General features: G+C 33.1%; 15 protein-coding genes. 8 read left to right on the forward strand and 7 right to left on the reverse strand.

Going from position 1 to position 20,973, the window contains the following annotated elements; translation table 11 throughout:
- Positions 1-2 precede the first annotated feature (2 nt).
- From EOD40_RS08520 to dnaK, 6 genes are all read right to left on the reverse strand, one after another.
- Positions 3-3,014, reverse strand: a complete 3,012-nt coding sequence (locus EOD40_RS08520) for a SusC/RagA family TonB-linked outer membrane protein (RefSeq protein ID WP_128194586.1) — start codon at positions 3,012-3,014, stop codon at positions 3-5.
- Between the two features lie 244 nt (positions 3,015-3,258).
- On the reverse strand, positions 3,259-6,003 hold the full coding sequence (locus tag EOD40_RS08525) for a helix-turn-helix and ligand-binding sensor domain-containing protein (RefSeq protein WP_128194588.1): 2,745 nt from the start codon (positions 6,001-6,003) through the stop codon (positions 3,259-3,261).
- Between the two features lie 90 nt (positions 6,004-6,093).
- A complete protein-coding gene (locus EOD40_RS08530; RefSeq protein WP_128194590.1) occupies positions 6,094-7,278 on the reverse strand; it encodes an acetate/propionate family kinase in 1,185 nt (394 codons plus the stop codon).
- Between the two features lies 1 nt (position 7,279).
- On the reverse strand, positions 7,280-9,373 hold the full coding sequence (gene pta / locus EOD40_RS08535; RefSeq protein ID WP_128194592.1) for a phosphate acetyltransferase: 2,094 nt from the start codon (positions 9,371-9,373) through the stop codon (positions 7,280-7,282).
- A 78-nt stretch (positions 9,374-9,451) separates the two neighbouring features.
- Positions 9,452-10,522: a magnesium/cobalt transporter CorA gene (gene corA, locus EOD40_RS08540; protein ID WP_128194594.1), complete on the reverse strand. Its 1,071-nt coding sequence runs from the start codon at positions 10,520-10,522 to the stop codon at positions 9,452-9,454.
- Between the two features lie 314 nt (positions 10,523-10,836).
- The gene (dnaK, locus tag EOD40_RS08545; RefSeq protein WP_128194596.1) at positions 10,837-12,714 is read right to left on the reverse strand and encodes a molecular chaperone DnaK; all 1,878 of its coding nucleotides are present in this window, start codon (positions 12,712-12,714) and stop codon (positions 10,837-10,839) included.
- Between the two features lie 399 nt (positions 12,715-13,113).
- On the opposite strand from dnaK, the gene EOD40_RS08550 reads away from it, so the two are divergent.
- The 4 genes from EOD40_RS08550 (at position 13,114) to EOD40_RS08570 (ending at position 16,232) form a co-directional block, all read left to right on the forward strand.
- Positions 13,114-13,656, forward strand: coding sequence for a DUF2867 domain-containing protein (locus EOD40_RS08550; RefSeq protein ID WP_128194598.1), 543 nt, complete (start codon positions 13,114-13,116; stop codon positions 13,654-13,656).
- 143 nt (positions 13,657-13,799) lie between these two features.
- Positions 13,800-14,792: a bile acid:sodium symporter family protein gene (locus tag EOD40_RS08555; RefSeq protein ID WP_128194600.1), complete on the forward strand. Its 993-nt coding sequence runs from the start codon at positions 13,800-13,802 to the stop codon at positions 14,790-14,792.
- 344 nt (positions 14,793-15,136) lie between these two features.
- A complete protein-coding gene (locus EOD40_RS08565) occupies positions 15,137-15,442 on the forward strand; it encodes a hypothetical protein (RefSeq protein ID WP_128194604.1) in 306 nt (101 codons plus the stop codon).
- A gap of 61 nt (positions 15,443-15,503) precedes the next feature.
- Positions 15,504-16,232, forward strand: coding sequence for a sulfite exporter TauE/SafE family protein (locus EOD40_RS08570; protein WP_128194606.1), 729 nt, complete (start codon positions 15,504-15,506; stop codon positions 16,230-16,232).
- 77 nt (positions 16,233-16,309) lie between these two features.
- On the opposite strand, the gene EOD40_RS08575 is transcribed toward EOD40_RS08570, so the two are convergent.
- Entirely contained in the window at positions 16,310-16,861 is a 552-nt protein-coding gene (locus EOD40_RS08575; protein ID WP_128194608.1) for a DUF4494 domain-containing protein, read from the reverse strand.
- 179 nt (positions 16,862-17,040) lie between these two features.
- On the opposite strand from EOD40_RS08575, the gene EOD40_RS08580 reads away from it, so the two are divergent.
- The 4 genes from EOD40_RS08580 (at position 17,041) to EOD40_RS08595 (ending at position 20,973) form a co-directional block, all read left to right on the forward strand.
- Positions 17,041-17,727, forward strand: a complete 687-nt coding sequence (locus EOD40_RS08580; RefSeq protein WP_128194610.1) for a 2'-5' RNA ligase family protein — start codon at positions 17,041-17,043, stop codon at positions 17,725-17,727.
- Positions 17,728-17,933: 206 nt separating this feature from the next.
- Complete coding sequence (locus EOD40_RS08585; protein WP_317127911.1) at positions 17,934-18,560, forward strand: TetR/AcrR family transcriptional regulator; 627 nt, start codon at positions 17,934-17,936, stop codon at positions 18,558-18,560.
- Positions 18,550-19,881, forward strand: a complete 1,332-nt coding sequence (locus EOD40_RS08590; protein WP_128194613.1) for a TolC family protein — start codon at positions 18,550-18,552, stop codon at positions 19,879-19,881. The genes EOD40_RS08585 and EOD40_RS08590 overlap by 11 nt, the downstream gene beginning before the upstream one ends.
- A 12-nt stretch (positions 19,882-19,893) precedes the next feature.
- Positions 19,894-20,973, forward strand: a complete 1,080-nt coding sequence (locus EOD40_RS08595; RefSeq protein WP_128194615.1) for an HlyD family secretion protein — start codon at positions 19,894-19,896, stop codon at positions 20,971-20,973.

Raw genomic sequence — 20,973 nt, forward strand, 5'->3', positions numbered from 1 at the left:
TATTAAAATTTTAAGTTAGCACCAATTACAAATGATCTTAAAGTAGGGTAAGCATCAAGCTCAACTCCCTGAGTTCCATAAGGATTTCCGTCTCCATTTAATTCCGGAGAAAATCCTGAGAATTTTTGGGTTATAAATGGATTAATCGCATTTACATAAACTCTGCAGGCATTAATAAAACTGTTGCTTTGTATTGGTAATTTGTATCCTAAAGTGATATTATTGATTCTGAAAAAATCACCTGATTCTAAATAATAAGTCGAAGCAACAGGCACTTGGTTGAATGGTGCCGGATTAGAAGCTGTCAAATTATTTGGTGTCCAAAAATCGGTTGCCACAGATGCTTCTATATTTTCTCCTGAAAAACGTTGTGCTTTTTTACCATTATACACCTTTGCCCCTGCTGTTCCATATCCATCAACAGAAAAATCAAAGTTTTTATAATTAAATCCTAAAGAAACTCCATAATTAGATTTTGGTAAACTAGAGCCAACATACTTTTTATCTGTAGTTGCACTCAATGCATCCTGGGTTACTTTGTCTCCTGCTGCATTATAGTATAACATTTGTCCATTTGTACTATCAAAACCAGCATACTCATAGATATAGAAGCTTCCTAAAGGCTGACCAACAGTAGTATTATCTAATAACTTTGTATCTTGACCGTTGCCTAAACCTCCTCCAATAACCGGAGATAAAACAACATTCTTCAAGTTTGTAAGTTCGTTTTTGTTGTGAGAAAAGTTACCTCCAATGAAATAACTAAAATCATCATTGATTTTATCGTCCCAACGCAAAGAAACCTCAAATCCTTTATTTGAGACCTCACCTACATGTGCTGGTGAAGCACTAGTAATTCCTGAAGTAAAATAAGGTTTAGTGTTTAAAATTACATTTGTTGTTTTTTTATCATAAACATCAAAACCACCTTTTAATCTATGATCTAACAACTCAATATCTAAACCTACTGAAGCTTCTTCTGTAATTTCCCAAGACAAACTTGGATCAATTTGAGAGCTAATAGTTGTTCCTTCATTTAAGATAGAACCTCCTAAATAAGTATTTAAACCTGAAGCATAAGCCTGACTGTTAAGAGGTACATTTTGATTTCCTAATTTACCCCAACCTCCTCTTAATTTCAATAAATTGATGGTTTTGGAATCTGCTAAAAAAGCTTCTTTAGAAATAATCCAACCTAAACCAAAAGCCGGGAAAGTTCCCCAACGGTAATCTTTAGCAAAATTAGATGATCCATCACGTCTAATTGTTCCTGAAACCAGGTATCTGTCCATCAACTTATATTGAAAACGCCCAAAATATGAAGCTAATTTAGTTTCGTTAAAAACCTCATCTTTATAACTGGTAACATTTGCAGCATATTCAACATCTTTTAAAGCCCAATAATTAGAATTTGCATTTACATTTTTTCTTTTTATTGTTAGTTTTTCTCTAGCTCCTTTAACACTGGTTTCAATACCTGCCGTTACTTCAACATCATGAATTTCAGCAAATAATTTATTATAGGTTAAATAATTCGTCAAATTCCAATTGTAATATTGCTCTCTTCCTTTTGTTAGAGTATTTATATTTGAAGTTGTTGGATAAGCTGATGCTACACGTGTTGGATCTGCAGCTAACCAGATATTTTTGTTATCCTCATAATTATACTGTTTCCATGTATAAAACTCCCCGTTGAATTGTGACGTAAATTTTAATGATTTTAAAATTTCGTAATCTAATTTTAAACCTCCTTGCAAGGTTATGCTTCTTTGTTGCTCATCAAAAAAATCAAGTTGTGCTACAGGATTACCAACATTATTAAATGATGAACCTGATTGACTTACAAAACCGTCATTGCCTACTCTTGAAACCCCATATTTACCATCAGGAAAATAGACAGGAACTATCGGAGACTGTTTGTAAGCATTTGTAAAAGCACTTAATGGTTTTGGGGTAGATTTAGTCGATGTCAAACTAAAATTTTGATTTAAAGTCAGCTTTTTAGAAATTTTATATTCATTATTATTTCTAAAAGTAGTACGACCATAAGCCAAACCATCTAAGACAGCCTTTTCTTCGTAATTACCTAAACTGAAAAAATATTTAATATTTTCAGTTGCTCCTGAAACAGATACGTTGTTCTGGATATAATTACCAGTTCTTGTAATTTCATCAAACCAATCCGTATTTATAGGTTGATCCTGAGAAAAAGTAGTAGATTGCAAAGCCGAATTAGTATAATGTGCATACTTATTACTACCTGCCATTTTTACTTTTTTAAGCGGTTCTCTAAAACCGATAAAACTTTCAACTTCAACAGAAACTTTATCTCCCTTACCTTTTTTAGTAGTAATAATGATAACCCCATTTGCAGCTCTGGTTCCATAGATAGCTAATGCTGAGGCATCTTTTAAAATCTCATAAGAAGTAATATCATTTGAATTAATATTATTGATATTTTCTGTAGGCATCCCATCGACTACATAAAGAGGAGTTCTTCCTCCCAAAGCGGTCCCCAATCCTCTGATAACTACTGAAGGTGTACTACCCGGTAAATCTGAAGAAGTAACCTGAACCCCGGCTGCTTTACCCTGAATAGCCTGTGATGCATTTAAAACCTTTGTTTTTGTAATTTCTTCAGCTTTTAAAGAAGTAATTGCCGAAGTATTATCAATTTTTTTTCTGGTACCATACCCAATTACTACAACTTCTTTTAAAACAGTATCTGCTGCTTCTTTTAAAGTAATTGTCATTAGTGTTTTCTCTGCAGGTAAAGAAACTGTTTCAAGACCTAGCATCGAAATTTTTAAAATTTCTCCTGCCTTAGCATTAATAGTGAAATTCCCATCAAAATCTGTAACAGTAGATGTTTTGGACTCGGCTGCAATAATATTGGCTCCCGGTAGCCCCATTCCACTACTGTCAACTACTTTTCCTTTAATTGCTTGTACTTGTCCAGACATATAAGCTGGAAGCAATAGGAGTGCTAAAAAGCTAAAAATAAAATTTTTCATATGGTTAATAATTGTTAAAGTTAGTAGAACCAAATTTAACAATTAAAGCCCTATAACTCATCAAATACCACCACTACACAGCTACATCATTACATCAAAAAACCCACACAAACAACTGTAAATAAACAGATTACAAAAAAGACTAAATTCACCAATACATCGTTATGATGTAGTAATGATGGGTTAGAATTACATAAAAAAAGAGAATAAAAAACATAAAATATGTAAAAAATAAAACAAAATATTATATATTCAATAAAAAAATCGACAGATTTTCATCCTGAGTCAAACTTAATTTCTTTCTTAAACGATATCTGTGCAATTCGACACCCCTAAAAGTAATGTTCATTAAAGGTGCAATTTCCTTAGACGAAAGATTCATTTTAAGATAAACACAAAGTTTTATATCCTTTGAAGTTAAATGTGGATATTTTTTTGAAAGCTTAATTATGAATTCATTGTGGATTTGATTTAAATTAGTTTCAAATATCTCCCACTCATGTTTATACACTTCGTTTATTTTGATTGCTTTATTAATTTCGCTTTTAAGCTTATTAAAATCATTTTCAGTATCCAAAATTCGTTGGATATTAGTAATCATCTCACTTTGCTTAGCTATTGATAAGGATTTTCCAGCTACTTCTGAAGATTTAGTCTTCAGTTCCAGTTCTAAAATATGCCTTTGATATTCCTGTATATTTAACTCATTCTTTGCATTTAACTCCATTTCCAATATCTCACGTTGATGTTTCAACTCTTCGGCTTGCAGTTTTAATTTTTGAGTATAACGTAATTTATTCCATTTATAATAGAGGAACAGCACAACTCCTATTCCCAATAAATAAAGTAAAATCATCCAAAATGAAAAATACCAGGGCTGTGCAACTCTAAAATCAAAACCGGAAACCTTTTCATAATTAGCTCCTTCATGTTTAAAAATTGCAACCGAATGTGAACCACTACTCAAATTGTTCAAAACAATTACCCCATTTGAAACCGAGAGATATTTTTTCTCATCATCAACCCGATAAAACAAATTTGGCTTTCTTGCACCATAAACTCCAGAAATTACATTTATCCGAAGCTCAGTATTAAATTTTATTTTTCCATCTTTAGCTAACAATTCATTTTCATTATAAACCTCAACCTTAACTCCTTTATTTTGCTTATTTTTATAGGTTAACTGAAGTGAAATGAATCCGTCATCAAGGTTCAATAAATAATGATCCCCACTTTTAAAAATTCTCAGGTTTTCATTAATTAATTTTCCTTTATAATACTTCTCCTGAATAATATTCCATACAAAATCATTACCATTTGCATAGATATGATATAAAATACCTTCCTGAAGTACAATAAAATGATCCTTATCTATTGCAACAACATCCGAAATATTCTTAAAGTTGGCATTAAACAATTCATTTTCTTCTAATTTATTTGAAATGGAATTAAATGTGTACCAAACATTATTAATCAGGAAGAGAATTTCTTTTCTAAATTCAAAAATCTTAACCCCAAAGTCATTCTTAATTTTACTTTGTTGGGTAATATTTTCAACTTTTTTAGTTTTGAAATTCTCATCTAAAAACACTCTGTATAATCCCCGATAATTATCTGCCGCCCAAATTTCATTTTTTATATTTTGGGCTACATATTTTATCGGTTTGTAAAAATCATTGATTATTTTAATTTGATTCAGTTCTGAAGCATTCTCATACACTAAAACACCACTGTATGTTGACTGAAAATAAGTATCATTAATAATACTCTTCGATAAATTCCAGCCACCGCTTACCTTATTAATTTTGGTCAGCACTCCTTTTTCATAACAAAAAGTTCCATCATTATGACCAATAATATATTTTTCTCCAATTTTAGTAATATTCCAACCTTGACCTTGGGTATTAGGCAACATTTTAAAATTTCCCGAATCAAACTCAAAAATTCCATGATTTGACGCAATTAAATACCCTTTGTTTATTGTTGCGACTGAATACACTGACCCTAAAATTCCTGAATTATCATAGAAAAATGAAATTGGCGAATTAATTTCAACATGTGCAATTCCACTATCTAGCCCTAACCATAAATCTTCTTCCTTATCAAAACCAATACACAAAACTGAATTATTCATCAAAACATTGTTCCGATTAATGTTTTTATATGTATTTGCCTTAAAATCATATATAAAAACCCCTTTATTACCTGTACCAACAATCAGTTTATTGGTTTTAGTAAACTTAGCTACATTTATTCCATTAGATTTTAAGGTTTCATTTAATGGATTCTCCCAAGGTTTGAGACCATTATTTTCGACTAAAAAAACCCCTTTCTTTTGGGTAAAAATATAAATTTGCCCTTTGTACTTTTCAATAGCATGAACGACTGTATTTTTTAGGACATCCCAGCCTTTTATGCTTATAATACCAGAACCATTCATTTCAAAAAGACCTTTCTCTACTGAAGCTACGTAAAGATTATTGTCTACTACAAAACAGTATGATATTAAAAATGGAAATTTTATTTTTTTAATATGTTTTCCATCATAAATAAAAACGCTATTAAAAGACTGAAAATATAATGAGCCATTATATCTGAAAATTTTCCAAATTTCCTCATTATCATTGTCATTAAACAGATGAAGTTTATTAGTAATAGAAACATAGCGCATTTTGCCATTTTCTCTGTACCAATAACCAAATTCTTTATAAGAACCAGAATAAATTCGGTCACCTTCTATTAAAACTGAACGAATTATAGTTTTATTAGGAAGAGAGTATTTTTCCCACACAACGCCATCATATCGCAATAAATAATGATTATTAGCTAAATACATAGCCTTATCTTTACCCTGAGCGACATTCCATATTTGATTATCGCCCTGATAAACCGATTTATTGTAATTTTCTACAAAAGGAAGTAACTCTTGTGCATAAAGTTGAGAGGATACAAAATAGAGAAAGATTAATCTAAGTATATATGTTTTCAAAATTCATGGTTTTATATCCAAATATAATTAGATTTATTCAATAGATAAGTATAAAAAAAGCTTCTCTACAGAGAAGCTTTTTAATCATTTTTAATTCAAAATTAAATCATAAACCTGATTGGCTATTTCTAATTCTTCATTGGTTGGCACCACTAAAATTTTAGTTTTAGAATTTGGAGTATTTATTTCGCGAATGTCACTCGAACGGATTTCATTTTTAGCTTCATCCAGTTCCAAACCTAAAAACTGCATGTCGGCACATACCGATTTCCTGATATAAGCAGAGTTCTCTCCTATTCCTGCTGTAAAAACAATGGCGTCAATTCCGTTCAAAACTGCCGCATAAGAACCAATGTATTTTTTAATACGATACACATTCATATCCAGAGCCAACTGACAATTCACATCTCCTTTTTCGGCATTGGCCTGAATATCTCTTAAATCACTATGACCGGTAAGTCCCAGCATTCCACTTTGTTTTTGCAATACCGTATTTACCTCATTTAATTTGTATCCCAAAGTATTTACCATATAAAAAATGACTGACTGATCAATATCACCACTTCGAGTCCCCATGATTAATCCATTCATAGGGCCAAATCCCATACTGTGATCAATACTTTTACCGTCTTTTACAGCGGTAATGCTACATCCATTTCCTAAATGAATCGTAATTATTTTGTCGCTTTTCTCTAAAAACCCAATTGCTTTTTCCGAAACATATTTATGAGACGTCCCATGAAAACCGTATGCTCTGATTTTATTTTCGGTCAATAAGTAATTTGGAATTGCATATCGATAAGCCACTTCGGGCATAGTTTGATGAAAAGCAGTATCAAAAACAGCCACTTGTTTAGCCGAAGGAAAAACTTCCTCGGCAACGATTATCCCTTCTAAATTGGCCGGATTATGCAAAGGAGCCAATTCAAAAAGTTGTTTTATCTTTTCTTTTACTTCATCATCAATCATAACAGTGTCCGAAAAACTAGCTCCGCCATGAACAACTCTATGTCCAACTGCACCAATTTCTTGGGTGCTTTTAATCACACCAATAGTTTCATCCAACAACAATTGAGCAATTTTCTCCAATCCTATTTTATGATTCGGAATCGGTAGCATTTCTTCCAATGAATCCTTATTAGTTTTATACATTAAATTTGAAGTTTCTAAACCTATTCTATCAATCATACCGCTACAAATTACTTCTTTTGATGGCATGTCAATTAATTGGTATTTTATAGATGAACTTCCTGAATTTATAATAACTATTTTCATTTTACAATCCTTGTGCTTGAATCGCTGTAATCACGACTGTGTTAATAATATCATCTACGGTACAACCACGACTTAAATCGTTAACAGGCTTATTTAACCCCTGCAGCATTGGTCCAATCGCTAAAGCTCCTGTTTCTCTCTGAACAGCTTTATAAGTATTGTTTCCTGTATTCAAATCCGGAAAAATAAGTACACTCGCCTGCCCTGCCACTTCTGAGTTTGGCATTTTGCTTTTCCCTACTTCCATGTCAACGGCCGCATCATACTGAATAGGGCCTTCTATTTTTAAATCGGGACGTTTTTTCTTTACAATTTCAGTTGCTGTTCGCACTTTTTCAACTTCATCTCCTTTTCCTGATGAACCCGAAGAATAAGACAACATGGCCACTTTAGGTTCTATTCCGAAAGCTAAACTCGAATCGGCAGAAGAAATTGCAATTTCGGCCAATTGTTCAGCAGTAGGATTCGGATTAATGGCACAATCTCCAAAAATAGAAACCCTGTCTTCTAAACACATGAAAAATATTGACGAAACCACACTCGAATTAGGCTTGGTTTTAATGAATTGTAAAGCCGGTAAAATGGTGTGTTGTGTGGTATGTGCCGCCCCGGAAACCATTCCGTCCGCATGGCCTTTGTACACCATCATCGTTCCAAAATAAGACACATCTTCCATTAAATCTTTGGCCATAGCCATAGAAACATTCTTATTTTTTCGAAGCTCATAATAAGTACTTACATAATCATCATAATAAGGAGATGCTATAGGATTAATAATATTCACTTTCGAAAAATCGAAAGCTATTCCTAATTCGGCTACTTTATTTTCTATTTGTTTTTTGTTTCCAATGATAGAAATATCTACCACATCCATCGCTAATAATCGAGAGGTCGCAATAATTATTCGATCATCATTTCCTTCCGGAAGGACAACATGTTTTCGGTGTTGTTTGGCTCTTTTTACCAGATTGTACTGAAACATTTTTGGCGTCATTCCTTCGGCTTCAAAAGCACTTAATTTATCCGACAGTTCATCTAAATCAACATACTTTTCAAAGGTGCTTATTGAGGTTTCTATTTTATGAATATTCTCGGCATAAATTTTAGACTGTATTGAACCTATCTTATTAGTTATTCGATACGTCCCTCCTTCTACCGAAATAATTGGTACAACTCCATTCAAACCTTCGATTAACTTCAAAATACTATCTTCAGGAAGAATATTTCCAGTCAAAACTATTCCGGAAACAGAAGGATAATTAACCGATTCATTGGCCTGTAAAGCTCCCAAAATAATATCGGCTCTATCTCCCGGAGTAATGACCAACGCATTCTCTTTTAGATGCAATAAATAATTTCGCAATTGCATAGCCCCCACACTAAAACTGCCTACTTCATTATTGATAAAATCCTTGCCAAAAAGAATCTTAGCATCCAATTCCTCCACTATTTCCTTAACCGTAGGATTATTTAAACTTGAGACAACAGGAATAGCACTCACCAAAACTTCTTTGGGCAAAACACTTCGCAAACCATCCTCTGCTAATTTCAAGTTTTCGGGTTGGATTTTATTGGCAATAAAAGCCAACACTTCAACTTCCTTATTTTTAAAAGAATCATAAGCAAGATATTCTCCATCCAAAAATTCTTCGAGAGTTTTCCCAACACCTGAACCAACAATTATAGTTGGAATCCCTAAATTTTTAGCAATAAGAACATTCATATCAAGCTCGATAGCCGTTCCTTCTCCACTAAAGCTTGTACCTTCAACCAATACAAAATCAAACCTCTCTTCTAAATGTTTGAATTTTTCAATAATCAAATCTAAAACATCGCCTATTTTTCCCTTATTCTTTTTCTTGATTAACTGACTCTTGGTGATGGCAAAAGCATCTTCAAATCGGATATCCAAACCAAAATGAGATATTACCGTTTCGATATGATTGTCTAATTTTCCATCTTCAAAATCTTCAATAATAGGCCTGAAATAGCCCACCTTGGCAGTTTTACCAATAAGCATACTCATTAATCCAAGGGTAATAATCGATTTCCCGCTATTACTTTCTGAAGTCGCGATATAAATGGCTTTGTTCATTTTATAAATATTTAAACTTATTTTATTCTTTCAATTCCTTTTACAATTTTACTGACAACATTCAACCGATAATTGTTCTCAAAACCATCTTCTCTTTTTAAAATAAATAATCATCAGAATCCCTATTAAAACCATTATACCAATGACAGTATAATAACCTTTTTCATATCTCAGTTCGGGCATGTAATCAAAATTCATCCCGTAAACACCAACAATAAACGTTAACGGAATAAATATAGCTGACACTATCGTAAGCGTTTTCATAATCTCATTCATCTTATGCGATTGAGAAGAAAAAAAGAAATTTGAAGCACCTTCCAGCATCCCCATATCTGATTCAATTTGTTCCAAAAGCTCTAAACTTTTTTGATGCAATCGCGAAAAATAAACATAGGAATCCATTTGAATTACATTGCAAACAACATCTTCTTTTAATGTTTTAATACCGTATAATGAATCTCTAAGCGGAATAATCGAGCGTTTTAAAAAACTTAAATTATCCCTGTGCTTTTCAATTCGTACCAAAATATCAGGATTAGTACTACTCTTAGACAGATTAATCAATTCCTCTACCTTTTCTTCCTCATCCTCAATAGTAATATAGAAATTTTCCATAACAGCATCTAAAAGAAGAGAGAGCAAATAATCAGCCTTTTTAGTTCTCACAACCCCTGAATGGGTCCGTATCCTTTCTCTAATATGCGTAAAAAAATCACTGCTTTTTTCCTGAAAAGAAATCAAAATTCCATCCTTTATCAAAAAACTAATCTGCTCGGAACTAATATTATCAGAGTTTTCTGTTGGCAATATCGACTTTATATTAAAAAACAAACTACTGGCTGATTCTTCCATTTTTGTCCTTCTTGCAGTATTTAAAATATCCGAAAGCAGAAAACTATCAATATCAAAAAATTCTCCAATTCCCTCCACTGTTTTAATATCGCTTAAACCATGTAAATTAAGCCAGTTTGTTTTTGTATTATCGATGCATTCTCTAAAATCTGAAATAGCTAAATCCTGGTATTCTGTAAAATCCAAATCGTCATACACAAACAGCTGCATTTTTGACTCCAGCTTCTTGTGTTTTCCTGTGTACTCTAATTGATTTAAATGTACTTTTCTAGCCTTTTTATATTTTATTTTTCTCATACAAAAATCATTTAACAGTAATATTACAAAAAACTTTTGGCAAAAAAGTACAACTTAACAATTTAAAAACACGGATTAACTCTGACAAAAGTAATTTGAAATCCTATTTTCTTTTATGAGATAAATCATGTTTTGGAAATAATTTTAATTAACAAACAAACCCGACAGCTTTTAAAAAGCTGTCGGGTTTAATAAACAAAAAAACCGAGCCATTCCTGACTCGGTTTTTCATTATTTATGTTCTTCAAAAGATCCCGATAAAAATCGGGATAAGCGATTCACACAATTTTTTATTCAAAAAATTGGTTCTCTGCTTATTTTACTTCTTCGTAATCTACGTCTTGAACGTTATCACCTTCAGCTTGTGGTTCAGCAGCAGCTTGACCTTGCTCTCCTTGAGCGTACATAGCTTCAGTAGCAGTTTTCCAAGCAGCATTTACATTATCTAAACCTTTTTGGATAGCAGCAATATCTTGAGATTGGTGAGCCATTCTTAATTCAGTTAAAGCAAATTCGATAGCTGTTTTGTTCTCAGCAGAAATTTTATCTCCCAATTCTTTCAATTGACTTTCAGTTTGGAAAATAGTACTATCAGCTTCGTTTAATTTTTCAGCTCTTTCTTTTGCAGCTCTATCAGCATCAGCATTAGCTTCAGCATCTTTTTTCATTTGTTCGATTTCTTCAGCTGTTAAACCAGAAGAAGCTTCGATACGGATATCGTGAGATTTTCCAGTTCCTTTATCAGTAGCAGAAACTTTGATGATACCATTAGCATCAATATCAAAAGAAACCTCGATTTGAGGAACTCCTCTTGGTGCTGGTGGAATACCGTCTAAGTGGAAACGACCGATAGTTTTGTTATCAGCAGCCATTGCTCTAGCTCCTTGTAAAACGTGGATTTCAACAGATGGTTGAGAATCAGCAGCAGTAGAGAATACTTGAGATTTTTTAGTTGGGATAGTAGTGTTAGCTTCGATAAGAACAGTCATTACACCACCCATAGTTTCGATACCTAAAGATAATGGAGTAACGTCAAGTAACAATACATCTTTTACATCTCCAGAAAGTACACCACCTTGGATAGCAGCTCCAATAGCTACAACCTCATCAGGGTTAACTCCTTTAGAAGCTTTTTTACCAAAGAATTTCTCAACTTCTTCAACGATTCTTGGGATACGAGTAGAACCTCCTACCAAGATAACTTCGTCGATATCAGAAACTGATAAACCAGCATTTTTCAATGCTTTAGCAACTGGTGCCATAGAACGTTTAACTAATGAATCAGTTAATTGCTCAAATTTAGCTCTAGATAATTTTTTAACTAAGTGTTTTGGTCCTGAAGCCGTAGCAGTTACATATGGCAAGTTGATTTCAGTTTCAGCAGAAGCAGATAATTCAATTTTAGCTTTCTCAGCAGCTTCTTTAATACGTTGTAAAGACATTGGGTCTAAACGCAAGTCAACACCTTCTTCAGCTAAGAATTCATTAGCTAACCAGTCAATAATTTCGTGGTCAAAATCATCTCCTCCCAAGTGAGTATCTCCATCAGTAGATAATACTTCGAAAACTCCGTCTCCTAATTCAAGAACAGAGATATCAAAAGTACCTCCACCTAAATCGTAAACAGCAATTTTTTGATCAGTTCCTTTTTTATCTAATCCGTAAGCTAATGCAGCAGCAGTAGGCTCGTTGATGATACGCATAACTTTAAGACCAGCAATTTCACCAGCTTCTTTAGTAGCCTGACGTTGTGCATCGTTAAAGTAAGCAGGAACAGTAATAACTGCTTCAGTTACTGTTTGACCTAAATAGTCTTCAGCAGTTTTTTTCATTTTTTGAAGTGTCATAGCTGACAATTCTTGAGCAGTATACAAACGACCGTCAATATCCACACGTGGAGTATTGTTGTCTCCTTTTACTACACTGTAAGGAACTCTTTTTGCTTCTTCAGTAATTTCAGCAAATGAATGTCCCATAAAACGTTTGATAGAAGCAATAGTCTTAGTTGGATTAGTTACCGCTTGTCTTTTTGCAGGATCACCCACTTTAATTTCTCCACCTTCAACAAAAGCAATGATAGATGGCGTTGTTCTTTTTCCTTCTGCATTAGGAATAACAACTGCTTCACTACCTTCCATTACAGAAACACAAGAGTTGGTCGTACCTAAATCAATTCCGATTATTTTACCCATTTTTAATATATTTAATTTTTATTATATACTCGTTTTAATAACTCAAGCTGCTTAAGTCAATCTTTGTGCCAATATCAAAGCCCCTTGTAAATTGTCATAAAATATTAAACTGCCGCAAAATTAGCTGACAATATGACATTTTAAACTGACTGACAGACTTGCAAAAACAGAAAACAGGACTGTCATAGTCATAACAAATGCTAAAATGAGAAGCTATTTCCCGCTCTCCACTCTATCTTTATGTTCTTAAAGAAAGAACATAAAGGATGCCGCTGCTATCGGGGCTAGAACAACAGCAATTTAAGCCCCTTTATTTATTTTAAGGAACAAAAACTCTTTTCTGAAAAATATTTGTAATACAAATCAACTATATTTATACTTCAAGAAACAACCTAGAAAATGAAAATAATAGAAACAGTACTTCCAAATAAATCAATTTTAAAAAATGACGGAGTAAACTATGATTTCGTTGACAGTTTTGTTGGAGAGTTCAGCGACAATAAAAATACTATTACAAGTGCCACAATAGGAAAAGCCTTTTTTACAAGTGCTCCAAATTGGGTTGGAAAACTTTTTACGTTAAGAAACAAGATTGTGAGTCTGTTTGGACTTAAAACCTCAGGAAACAGCAATGACAGACAAGCACAATTAGATAATTTTAAATGTCAGGAAGGTGAACAACTAGGACTATTCAAAGTTTTTAGCAAAACGGAAGACGAGCTAATATTAGGTGAAGACGACAAACATTTGAATTTCAGAATTTCTCTTTTTATTGACAAACAAACCGAAAATCACAACAAAAGCAAATTGGTAATCAGTACAACAGTTAAGTTCCACAACGCCTTTGGAAGAATGTATTTTTTACCGGTAAGACCGTTTCACAAACTTATTGTTCCCAAAATGCTGAAAGGAATAATCAATCAACTTGAAAATGAAAAATAAGACTTTTTAAAAAGAAAATCAAATAAACAATAGCTATATACAGTGGGTTAAATCGTTAAAAAGCTACTAAAATTCAACTATTTTTCTTTGGTTCTTTGTTAAGTTAGTACATTTGCCTACTAAATCTATAAGGTTAACAGATAATGAAATTTAAAATTGACAAATTCGTCCTTTCAATAATTGTGGTAGTGCTTTTTGCCTATCTTTTTCCTCAATTTGGCAGTAAATCAAGTCCTATTCCATTAGACAAAATTGGAAGTATTGGTGTTTCCTTAATCTTCTTTTTCTACGGACTCAAACTAAGCCCCGAAAAAACAAAATCAGGATTAAAAAACTGGAAATTACATCTTTTGGTACAAGTCTGCACTTTCTTGGTATTTCCTATCATTATTCTGTGTTTTCACCCTTTAATCCACTCTGAATACGATAAAACCATTTGGCTTGCCTTTTTGTTCCTGGCCTCACTTCCTTCAACGGTTTCTTCATCGGTAGTGATGGTTTCTATGGCCAAAGGAAATATTCCAGCAGCCATATTTAACGCCAGTATTTCGGGTTTAATAGGAATTGTTATTACACCGCTTTGGTTGGGACTTTTTTTAAATAATACCGCTGCAAGCTATGATTTGGGAGATATTTACATCAAATTGATTGTAGAAGTTGTCGTTCCTGTAATTCTGGGTTTACTGTTGCATCGCTATTGGGGCAACTTAGCTCAAAAATACAATAGTTACCTGACCTTATTTGATAAATCGATTATCTTATTGATTATCTACAAAAGTTTTGCCAGCTCCTTTGAAGAAAATGTATTTAGCGGAATAGACACTTTTGATTTTGTCATTATTTCAGTTGCGGTTTTCAGTTTATTTTATTTGGTCTATTTCCTTACCGGTTTTTTAAGCAGCAAACTTGGATTTAATGTCGAAGATAAAATTACAGCTCAGTTTTGTGGTACCAAAAAATCATTAGTACACGGAACCGTATTTGCCAAAATATTATTCCCTAATCCAAGCGCAATGGGAATTATTCTACTTCCCATCATGCTTTTCCATGCTTTTCAGATTTTTATTATTAGCTTTATAGCAACCCACGCCGCTAATCGAAAAGAAGCTCAACTGTCTTACGTGCGAAATAAATAGAAAAATCAATTTTGATAACCCAAAATAGAGCGATATGAACTTTTTCAAAATCAAAACTTGTTGGTCAAACGCTGAATTTATTCCATTAAAACTCTGTATTGCCTCGGCCTATCTTTTCATCGGATCATACTTTCACGATTTTTTTGATGACTATTATACCCTAATATTTATCATCTTCGGTATCACAGTAGTTTGGTCAGTTTCTCTTTGGATACACAAAATGAAGAGCCAAAACAAACAGTAAAAAACACGCTGTTTTTCAATACATTAAAAACAATTCAATTGTATTATTTCTTAACTTTATACGTATAAAATTATTTGTTTAACTCCTAATTTTTGTACTCATGTATATAGTTCGCGAAATTTTTTATCTGCAATTTGGCCGTTATAAAGATGCCAAAGCTTTGATTGATGAGGCCACTCAGGGTGGATTATTTCCACAAACAGCTGGAAATAGAGTTTTAACTGACTTTACCGGAGAAAGTTACCGACTGATTTTTGAATCATCCTATGCCACACTTGCCGATTTTGAACAAGGACTTGCCAGAGACATGGGCGCTACCGACTGGAGACCCTGGTACGAAAAATTCAAAATCCTCGTTCGCCATTCCGAAAGGGAAATTCTCAAACAAGTCGATATTAAGAAATAAATCGGCCGAATTTATTAAATCAAAATTCCTTTTTAAATTAACAAGGATAACAAATTAACAATTGGAAAACTTAGCCTTATTCATACTATTGGCACTATTGGCCGAAATCCTTGGTACTGTGGGCGGATTTGGCTCTTCCTTGTTTTTTGTCCCCATTGCCAGTTATTTTTTAGATTTTCATTCCGTATTAGGCATTACGGCATTATTTCATGTATCAAGTAATTTAAGTAAAATTGCTTTTTTCAGAAAAGGCTTCGATAAAAAACTGCTGGTTTCTATTGGGATTCCGGCAGTTATTTTTGTGATTACAGGGGCTTTTATCAGTCAATTTATCGACTCTAAAACTCTTGAAATAGCTCTCGCAGCATTCCTGATTATTACCAGTTTAGTGTTTCTATTTTTCAAAAACATTATCATAAAACCAACAACAACAAATTCAGTCATTGGAGGTACTTTTTCGGGATTAATTGCAGGTTTATTAGGTACTGGAGGAGCAATTCGCGGAATGACCTTAGCGGCTTATAATCTTAAAATGGAAGTTTTCATAGCAACTTCTGCCATAATTGATTTGGCTATTGACTCCAGTAGAAGCATTGTTTATAGCTACAACGGCTATGTTCATAAACACGACATGTACCTCATTCCTATTCTCCTTTTGGTAAGCATAGCAGGTACTTTTATTGGAAAAAAAATCTTAAATCAAATCTCCGAACAGCAATTCAAATCTATTGTTTTGATATTAATTTTAATTACGGGAATAGTTACTCTTTCTAAAGTCATGCTAAACTAGAAAAACAAAAAAATCGCCAATTATACATTTTAAATGAAACTATAATTGGCGATTTTTATTGTTATTTGGCTAAAGCCTTATGAAACTTCTTCCTCTTCAACGGCAAATTCCATGTGATCTTCTATTTCTGAAACAATTTCCGGTTTAGAAGCTTTAAGTGCATTGAACTTTTCTAATTGCTCCAATTCATCTTCATCTCCACTAAAATAAGGAAAAACATCCATAATAGGCGACTCTGAAATAGCCGGAATGGTGTAATCACCCATAGTGCCTTTCATTGTGGAAACAGTGTTATCATAAGCTTCTTTAACATCATTGGCCTGAACTAAGAAATACATGTTAGTCTTGCGTTCTTTACCGCTTTCCTCATCATAAGCTAGTAAAGAAATCTTCGATTTAAACCAACGATCAGCATTTTCAAAAGGATGAATCTCAGCATAATTAGCCACTTTTATGTTGGTGATTTTAAATTCCTCACTAATATAAGCTTTCATTTCTTCATTAATCCTGCTTTCGGCTTCTGTGAAAGATATCGCATCAATCAAATACGGTTCGGTTGTAACTTTCTGATTTCCTGTTTCGTCTGTTTTTCTATATTTTACTTTGCATTCGTACCAAATTGCGCTCATAATTTCTTTTTTTAAGGATGCCAAAGATAGATTTTAGAGCAAAATAATCATCAAATTATCAAAATAGATATTCACAATTTTGAATCAAAAAAGCTATCCGTTTTACTACGAAGCATTTAGCTTTTAATAAAATAAGCTGCTGAAAAAATCCTTAATTTTGCATTTCACAATAACTTCTCATGGATTTAGCAGCTCATTACAATCAATTGTTTACCAACTCGGCAGAGACAATTTCGAATAATAATTATGTAATAGACCCTAAAATTGATGCAGAAAACGACAATCGTTTTGGAATTACTTTACTCATTCGCCCGTCGGAATCAATAAAAAATAAGATTCAGTCGTTTTTAAACGAACTTAAAAAAGAGGATGCTGAGCAATATTATTATCCCAATTCGGATATGCACATCACCGTTTTATCTATCATTTCCTGCCATGACGGTTTTTCTTTAAGCCAAATTAATCCTTCAACATATATTGCTGTCATCCAGGAAAATCTAATTCACTTGAAGAATTTAGAAATTAATCTAAACGGAATTACAGCATCCAATTCGACCATTATGATTCAAGGCTTCCCAACGAATGAAAGTCTAAATTCATTTCGGGATTCACTTCGAAAAGCATTCAAAAACACTAATTTGGAACAAAGTATTGATAGTCGATATACATTATTTACCGCTCACATTAGTGTTTGTCGCTTTAGAAAACCTATTGCCGATACTACTAAACTCATTTCTTTATTGGAAAAATACCGCAACGAGGATTTTGGAAAATTTGAAGTAAACAAACTTGAATTAGTCTATAATGACTGGTACCAAAGAAAGGAGAAAACACAAATACTGCATCAATTTATCGTTCCCAATTAAAGCCTAATGTCTCCTTATTGTTTTGTTTCATATTTTCTAACACGAACACAAGAACACACTAAACAACTTAAAAACAATAACTTATACTTAAATTTCACAGAAACAGACTCCGCTTTACTATGTTAATATTACGTTAAATAAAAATTAAACAACTGTTTAAATTAAACAGTTGTTTAATTTTGTACTGTAATTAAAAACAAATCCAAGTGAAAACTGATTTTAACGAAAAGCAAATTCAAATTCTGCTGATAGCAGAAACGCTATTTGCCGAGAATGGATTCGAGGGAACTTCGATTAGAACAATAGCTAAGGAGGCCGATATTAATGTTGCGATGGTTTCCTATTATTTTGGTTCGAAAGAAAAATTATTGGAAGCACTGATTGTTTACCGGACTTCCGATTTAAAAATTCAAATGGAAAATCTATCTGTTGAAGACTTAGATCCTATTGAAAAAATTGACAAACTGATTGAACTATACGTCAACCGTATTAGATGCAATAAAGGAATTTACAGAATCTTACATTTTGAATTTTCATCTGAAGAGAAAGAGGATAAATTAAAAGTCTTAAACGAAGTAAGGGATAAAAATTTAAAATCATTGGAAGCCATTATTCACGAAGGACAACAAAAAGGAATTTTTAGAAAAGACGTCGTCATTCCGCTGATTCCTCCCACAATAATGGGTACGTTTTTTCACTTCACCATGAATAAAGCCTATTTCAAAAAGCTATTGGTTCTGGAAACAGACGAAGACTTCGAAAATTATGTACAAACAAAACTTAAAACTCACATTCAACAAACAATAAAAGCACTTCTAATATATGAAAGCTAATCATTTAATACTCTTTGGGGTTTTATTTCTAGGAATAACATCCATAGAAGCACAGGAAAAAAAGAGTTTATCGCTCGACGAAGCCATTCATCTGGCTTGGGAGAAGAGCAACGAAGTAAATTTAGCCAACGCCAAAGTGACGACTAAAAAATACGAGTTGCAATCGGTAAAAAACAACATCTATCCTGATTTAAAGGCTTCGGCACAATACCAACGATTGACCAAAGCTTCTGTGAATATGAAAACTAACAGCAGCGACAGCAATTCGGATAACAAAGCACCTAATGTAGATCAATTGGTTTTAGGACAAATTAATGCCACTTTGCCTATTTTCTCCGGCTTTAAATTAAAGAATAGCATTAAGGTTTCAGATAATTTGTATCAGGCTGAAACGGCTAATGCTTTGCAAACCAAAGAAGAAACGGCAATGAAAGTCATCAACTATTATGCAGCTTTATACAAAGCACAAAAAACAGTTGAATTACTGAACGAAAATTACAAAAGTGCCCAACAACGTGTGAAGGATTTTACGGAATTGGAAAAAAACGAAATTGTTCCTAAAAACGATTTGCTAAAAACACAGTTACAACTTTCTAAAGTCCAATTGTCTTTAGACCAGGCTAAAAGTAATTTAAGTGTTGTAAATTACGAACTAACCAGCTTTTTGAAACTGGATCCTAAAACGATAATCGAAATTAGAGAAAGTGATTTCTACAATTTTGAAATGAATAATATTCCTACCGATGAAAATCCGGCATTGGAAAACCGTAAGGATTTAGAAGCCATTCGTCTTCAGGAAAAAGCAAGTCAGGCAAGTATTAAAGTAGCTCGAAGTGGCTACTACCCTTCTCTTTCACTCATTGGCGGATATACTACTCTGGATTTAAAAAATGTGGTTACTGTACAAAATGCGATGAATTTTGGAGTTGGAATCTCTTATAATTTAAGTAACATTTTTAAAAATGCAACTGAAGTAAAAGTAGCCAAAAGCCAGGCCGAAGAATTACAGGCTTCGGAAATGATGCTTACCGATTACATCAAGGTTCAAGTTCAAAAAGCAATTGAAGACTATGATTTGGCAGTAAAACAAAAGGGCGTTTACGCTCAGGCTGTAGAACAGGCGACTGAAAATTACAGAATTTTAAAAGATAAATACGATAACGGACTTGCAGATACTAATGATTTATTAGAAGCCGACGTAGAGCAACTGAGTTCAAAAATCAACAACACAGTTGCCAAAGCCAATGTGATTCAAAAATATTACAACTTACTCTCAGTAACAGGACAATTAAACCAAACTTTCAACCTTTCTAAAATATAATCGATACCTAAAATGGAAAAGAAAAAAACAAACAAAAAATTCATCGCTATAATAGGTTCTTTAATTCTATTAGGCGTTATATATGGTTCTTACAAATACATTCACTCTCTATCTCACGAAGGAACTGATGATGCACAGATAGAAAAATACATGAATCCAATTATTCCTAGGGTTTCGGGTTATGTGAAAAAGGTCTACATTAAAGACAATGATTTTGTAAAAAAAGGAGATACTTTATTTACTATTGATCAAAAAGATTACCAATTAAAAATTGACGAAGCTACAGCAGCATTGGCAGCAGCCGAAGGAAATTTTGAAGTATCAAAAGCGGATATTGGTAGTATTCTGGCTAATATCTCCGTATCGGATGCAAATGTTAAATCGGCATCTGGAAACATTGAATCTGCTAAAATTAAATTAGGTTTGGCTACCAATGATTTCAACCGTTACAGCAATTTGTATAAAAATCATACCATTACAAAACAACAATACGAGCAGGCTTTAGCTGCAAAACAAGAAGCTGAAAATCAAGTGCGTATTTTGCAACAACAAGAAAGAGCAAGTGCTTTTCAAAAATCGGTTATCCAGGCTAAATCGGTAGTTTCTAACAAAGAAACTGATGTAGCTTCGGCTAATATCAAAAGAGCACAAGCTTTATTAGAATCGGCTAAATTAAACTTAACTTATACGGTTATTACAGCAGCTATTGACGGTCAGGTTTCTAAAATTGACATCCAACCAGGACAATTAGTACAACCGGGACAATCTTTGTTTTACATTATCAACAACAACGAAGCCTGGGTAATTGCTAATTTCAAAGAAACACAATTGAACAAAATGGTTGCGGGTCAAAAAGTAGCTTTAAAAGTAGATGCCTATCCTGATTATGAATTTACAGGAACTGTGACTTCATTTTCACCGGCTACAGGTTCTCGTTTTTCTATCCTGCCTCCTGATAATGCCACTGGAAACTTTGTGAAAACAATCCAACGTTTGCCTGTAAAAATTAGTATTGATCCTAGCAATGATATCGAAAAAGTAAAACTATTACGTCCCGGAATGAATGTGGATGTAGATGTACATATAAAATAA

The organism is Flavobacterium sufflavum, assembly GCF_004016525.1.
GTDB lineage: Bacteria > Bacteroidota > Bacteroidia > Flavobacteriales > Flavobacteriaceae > Flavobacterium > Flavobacterium sufflavum.

Bases quoted from the DNA above. Each gene is read 5' to 3' on its own strand.
- EOD40_RS08565 (WP_128194604.1), top strand. From the start codon at position 15,137: ATGTATATAGTTCGCGAAATTTTTTATCTGCAATTTGGCCGTTATAAA.
- EOD40_RS08530 (WP_128194590.1), bottom strand. From the start codon at position 7,278: ATGAAAATAGTTATTATAAATTCAGGAAGTTCATCTATAAAATACCAA.
- EOD40_RS08580 (WP_128194610.1), top strand. From the start codon at position 17,041: ATGGATTTAGCAGCTCATTACAATCAATTGTTTACCAACTCGGCAGAG.
- EOD40_RS08520 (WP_128194586.1), bottom strand. From the start codon at position 3,014: ATGAAAAATTTTATTTTTAGCTTTTTAGCACTCCTATTGCTTCCAGCT.
- EOD40_RS08590 (WP_128194613.1), top strand. From the start codon at position 18,550: ATGAAAGCTAATCATTTAATACTCTTTGGGGTTTTATTTCTAGGAATA.
- EOD40_RS08575 (WP_128194608.1), bottom strand. From the start codon at position 16,861: ATGAGCGCAATTTGGTACGAATGCAAAGTAAAATATAGAAAAACAGAC.
- EOD40_RS08555 (WP_128194600.1), top strand. From the start codon at position 13,800: ATGAAATTTAAAATTGACAAATTCGTCCTTTCAATAATTGTGGTAGTG.
- EOD40_RS08595 (WP_128194615.1), top strand. From the start codon at position 19,894: ATGGAAAAGAAAAAAACAAACAAAAAATTCATCGCTATAATAGGTTCT.
- pta (WP_128194592.1), bottom strand. From the start codon at position 9,373: ATGAACAAAGCCATTTATATCGCGACTTCAGAAAGTAATAGCGGGAAA.
- EOD40_RS08550 (WP_128194598.1), top strand. From the start codon at position 13,114: ATGAAAATAATAGAAACAGTACTTCCAAATAAATCAATTTTAAAAAAT.
- dnaK (WP_128194596.1), bottom strand. From the start codon at position 12,714: ATGGGTAAAATAATCGGAATTGATTTAGGTACGACCAACTCTTGTGTT.
- corA (WP_128194594.1), bottom strand. From the start codon at position 10,522: ATGAGAAAAATAAAATATAAAAAGGCTAGAAAAGTACATTTAAATCAA.